The organism is Nitrosospira sp. CT, from assembly GCF_059489795.1.
Window position 1 is genome coordinate 1 of sequence record NZ_JCAHZJ010000070.1, and the last position, 4,934, is coordinate 4,934.

Annotated in this window: 4 protein-coding genes and 1 tRNA gene; 1 reads left to right on the forward strand and 4 read right to left on the reverse strand. The window is 45.7% G+C overall.

From position 1 onward, the window contains the following. Positions 1–224 precede the first annotated feature (224 nt). Positions 225–300: transfer RNA gene (locus AC52W5_RS13240), tRNA-Thr, on the forward strand. Between the two features lie 422 nt (positions 301–722). Here the strand turns inward: AC52W5_RS13240 and AC52W5_RS13245 are convergent. The 4 genes from AC52W5_RS13245 to AC52W5_RS13260 all read right to left on the reverse strand — a co-directional run. Continuing rightward, on the reverse strand, positions 723–1,151 hold the full coding sequence (locus tag AC52W5_RS13245) for a nucleoside 2-deoxyribosyltransferase (RefSeq protein ID WP_495671333.1): 429 nt from the start codon (positions 1,149–1,151) through the stop codon (positions 723–725). Next, positions 1,148–2,479, reverse strand: a complete 1,332-nt coding sequence (locus tag AC52W5_RS13250) for an SIR2 family protein (protein ID WP_495671334.1) — start codon at positions 2,477–2,479, stop codon at positions 1,148–1,150. Before AC52W5_RS13250 ends, AC52W5_RS13245 begins: the two co-directional genes overlap by 4 nt. A gap of 490 nt (positions 2,480–2,969) precedes the next feature. After that, the gene (locus AC52W5_RS13255; protein ID WP_495671335.1) at positions 2,970–4,214 is read right to left on the reverse strand and encodes a hypothetical protein; all 1,245 of its coding nucleotides are present in this window, start codon (positions 4,212–4,214) and stop codon (positions 2,970–2,972) included. Positions 4,215–4,745: 531 nt separating this feature from the next. Next, a partial coding sequence (locus AC52W5_RS13260) for an IS3 family transposase (protein ID WP_495671336.1) occupies positions 4,746–4,934 on the reverse strand: 189 nt, incomplete at its 5' end.

The following is a 4,934-nucleotide window of genomic DNA, read 5'->3' on the forward strand; positions in this document are numbered from 1 at the left end:
GCATTGCAGTGGGCAACCCCTGCTGAATTTGCCCGTCAGGCAAGGGAAAACACCTTGTCCGGCAGGCCAAAGGAGCCGGAATTTTCCATTTTAGACCGGTACTGATTTCGGGGGCGGGTCATCTTTTATTTCTTTCATTTGTGGTGGTGTTCCCAATGGGGAACGTTTGCCCGCGGTTTCCCAAAAGACTATAATTGCCATGGTTTATTCTGATCCCTTCCCAGGCTGTTGTAGCTCAGTTGGTAGAGCAACTGATTCGTAATCAGTAGGTCGGAGGTTCGACTCCTCTCAACAGCACCAAGCAAATCAGCGACTTAAAGAAACGTGGGGCAAGTCAACACGGCGTAATGTAGACGCAGTGTAGACAAGAGCATGTACGAAAGGCGGACCAGCTAATCTTCGAGCTTGAACTTAAACCTTAAGTATTTGAGGATTCTTTAGAGGTAAGCGTCCCGGCAGTCGCTTGTGGATAGGCTGATTGTAGGGAAATGAAACCGACTCTTAATCCGGAGGTCGAGCGTTCGAATCGCTCACGACCCCCCATTAATACGATTAGTTACTCCCCGTGTGAGTGCCTTGTATTTTTTAGTAGCCGCATAGTAGATACAAAGCGCGCCTCTTTCATCGACGTAGCTGCGAGCCCCTACGCATGGTGTTTCACTAGGCGCTGCTTTACGGCAGGAATAATACAACTTTATTGATTACTAGCAGAAACCTGGATATTAGCGAACAGCTTGTGCAGCTATCCACGTGGATAGCTCTTCAACGCTCTTAACCCAAACGTCAACACAACCATTGATCATAGGGTTGTGTCCCCACGGGAGAGCGCATCTGGAATCGGTCTTTAAACCGATAATAAGCTTACAAAGGGCTTTTGCAAAACCCATTTCAATGCAGACCCCCTCGTCAATTACTCTCCCGTCAAGCACTGCAACTACGACGTCACATTGTTTAATTGCTGAAATGTCACTTTCGTAGGCTAAGCGAATAGCCGTAGAGGGAGCCTCCCCTTGTTCAATTTCCATTTCGACAAGCGGGCCATCCCTTTGGGGTAAATGCACCTTGCACTTACCCTCTATCGCTGCACAAATTGAGACATTGAAAAGGCGCTCGGAGTTACTGAATAGAGGTGCGGCTACATACACTTTCATACAACATCCGTAGCTTTTGACTCACATATCTGATGGATATCGACCGGCTGATATGGGGTGAAGAGGATTGTTTCCAGCACTTTCGAAACTACTTGCGCAACTGACAGGTTGGTAGTGTCGATGATAGTCGTTGGATAATCTTTCCAAATTGAATCAATTGTCTCGATCTGAGAAACTAATTGTTCTTCTGTATAAGCCTTATCGCGACTGGCGAGCCTAAGTCGAAGAACTCTAGGGTCACATTTAAATATGATGAGATGACCTGCTGCGATTTTTGTGATTGGGCCTGCTGGCGGGACCATCCACTGCAAGAGTTCATGAGCTCTCCGGGACTCTGACTTTTTGTTAGCAACGAAGTAGAGTGGATCGAGGGGGCTCCGATCAATTAAGGAAATCATAGTCGATGCAGCGCTGACTCTCCGGTTTTTCTTCCTGAACTGCTGATTTATCCATTCATCGATGAACTGACGTTCCTGGGCGGATAGCTCGCTATGCGGGCGGCCGAGCAAGAAATGCTTTCGATCTACCCATTCATCAAATGTTCGGATACTAGGAAGATTCTCAAGTGCTGTTGTCTTCCCGCTTCCCACCACACCAGTTAAATAGTAACGGTATTCAGTCCGGACCCTTGCAAAATCCGCATCGCATTGAGCATTAAAATCTTCGATGCTTAGGACGAGAAGCCTTGCAAGCTCTTCTATCTCTTTAGTTGAGAGAAACAACGTAACAAGCTTATATATAGAAAAGTTGGTCTTTCGAATCGTCTCTTGCTCCTCGACAGACGGCTTCTCATCCTCACACCAATATATGCGATAGTGAAAATTGCTAGGGTTATTTTTCGCTGACATATAAAGTGAGTGCTTAAGATTGGCGTCACTCAGCGATAGGCCAATAAATATGACTGTTTGCCTAGAAAAGTGGTTGAGTAATGATGTTGAATGGCCTCCTCCAAGGTCTACTAATTGGTCTGCGAATTCCTGCTCCATGAACACTATCTGCTGGCTAAAACCATCAATGGTTTGGTGCGGCAGAAAACCGTTGGGGTGGTAAATAATCCCTCTGTCCCTGCGGAAGTGGCTCGATCGCCCCCATGCGACCTCAAAGCCCTTATCGTCTAGGCTGCTGGATTTTTCTTTATTGAAAAGATAGAGGGCTTGCTCCACGACGTCATCAAAGTTGTAATTGATGGTCATCGCCGATTGCTTTATCAATGGCAAAAGGCTCCATAAATAAGGATGCTGCCGAAGATCATCATCAGCCATTTTCGCATCACGATATAAACACTCATGAACAATCCGAAGCCATTGCATACCGATGCGTCGTGCCATTAGGACGTCATCTTCTCCCTCGCGGCGGTGTGCATCGAGTCCCTGGCAGTACTTTTGGTACAAAAACTGACATTGCTCAGTGAGGCTCGTTGAAATTTTTAAGAGCTCGGAGCCCCGCACTTCCGGGTGCTCAGCGATTCTTTGTATAAGATTTTTCCAACTTGGTATTGAGAAGTGTGTGCTAAAGCCTGCGCCTAGACAAAGCCCTAGTTTGTTCTCGGCATGCAGCCGGTGCCGCATATGAACAATGAACTTTATGTTTTCAGATAGAAATTTAGACATATGACTTAGAGTTATGAATCAGATATTGAAAGTATCCCTGCGAGGTAGTAGCCGATATTTCATCTGATCAAGTTCAACATCCCGTGATAGACACAAAGGGTCAAATAGCTTTCCAAGGCAGTCGTTCAACGTTTTATTTTAACGGCCTACCCGGCTTTCGATTAAGTTCCGGTGGATCGCCTTATTCGGCTACTGTGGACCAGATTCGTTAACCGACGCTATTGCAAATAATGGTTCGAGATAATTCTTTGATTAATTCAATTTCAGTTCGTAAGAACTCAATATTCCTCAGTGTGGGAAGAAAAGGAACTGCTTTGGATTCATCAAAATCTGGATTTGAGTGAACTATCGAGCAACGAACCGCATAGATTCGCTTAGAAACTGAATCAATGAACGATTGCTCGGAATCGAATCTAACAGCCCCAAGCTTTAGTGGTTTGCTACAGGTGAGGACATGTTCCTTATTGAAATGATCTAAGACTCGAAGCGACGAAAGATGGGTTTGTACACTGTCGAGTTGGGTGAATTCTCCAATTACCCGACCAATCTTGATTTTGTCGGTGGTATTTCGTTCGGTCTCAACCTTTATTATGTTGACCGCGTGCGCGATGTACTCAGAGGACCGGATGTGAAAATCTGGACTGAGCAATAATTGTTTAACTTTCCTTGATACAACGCTATACGCACTTTTATCCATGAAATATTCAAGCACATGGAAGTAGCAGATATATTTGAATGGAAGATAGTCGACTTTCTCTGCTACGTGAAAATATTCGATCAATTCTGGGATGTAGTCCTTATAGATCAGCTGGATCGGTTCATCAGGCAGAGTTCGTGGCCTTCTCATTGAGGATCGAAAGCTTTTTAGGTTCTCAAGATTGGTTGTCTCAAATGAAATTGCGTATGTATATTCAATATCGAACAATACTGAGCGAAGAATCTGTTGCGTGTAGCTCTCGAGTTTCTGAGCATCAGTTATATGCAGTCCTTGAACTAATGCAACCGCGTGATTTCGCTGAATCCGCACCCCATCAAGCTTTAAAGCGATGAACCTGATGCTTGATTTATCCGTACGCGAGGATGATATGCTTATGGTGACGTCATGGCCTTGATAAGACAGCTTTACAGTTAAGGGCCGTGACAGCGATGGACCAAACAGATTTTTTGAGAGTTTTGTAAGTACTACTTCTACCTGTTCACCGAAACGGCCACCGAGAAAATCCCCAAAGAGTGTTGGTTTTGACTGAATAAGGGCATCCAGTTTGTCGAACTCATTTTTTTCACTGAGGTTAAGTGTGAGATTATCGAGTCCGGGAATGGAAGTAATGTTGTAGGAGACCAGTTCGATTTCGAGCTCATCTCCCTCGTCATCCTCCTTCACCAAGGATAGCCGCTCCTCATCCACCTTGATCTTGGGGTGTTTTTTTTGAAATTCTTCTACAAAATCTTTCATTCCATACGCCTTATTGGAAGAATAGCAAGGGGTTAAAGCCGCTTAACCAGCAGCAGACGTCAAACAGCCCAATTATCCATAAATGAGTCGTCCAACAAACAAGCGTGCAGGCAGAACGCCTGTTAGCTTAGAGCCTGAGTCATCATACATCGACAGCTGTTGGCGCATGCACTACCTCTAAACAAATGTTGATTCGTTCTCCAGATGCCCCAGCAACTGCTTCGCCACCTTGCTGGGCATGAAGGTTGCTAGGAGATGTTTTGAAATTCCCCTCCTTTGCTTTGGCATCTTCTGTCGATACTTTTTCTAAGCCGTTTCGAAACTCAAATACCCATATTATTTGCTCTATTCCTTAACCATACGTTTTCATTTTCAACAGTAGGACTGCCGCCGGTTTTTACGTTGAGAGAAGCCCGTCAGCCAAGACAGAATCTTGGGAACTGCTACGCCTCGCCAGCATCAGCTGGGGACGCATTTTACGAACTTTTTTAACCTGAGCTTGGTCGTGTTTTCCGGATACCAACGACCTCATCAAGCCGCCAGCTTTTGCCCGGCAATCCAGGCAGCGTGATGCTGGGCGGGGCTGTGGTAGCCTAACGCGGAGTGGCGGCGTCTCCGGTTATAAAACCTCTCGATATAGTCGAACATGTCCCGTGTAGCCTCTTCCCGCGTTGCGTAATCTTCATGGAAGACGCGCTCGTTCTTCAAGCTGTTGAAGAA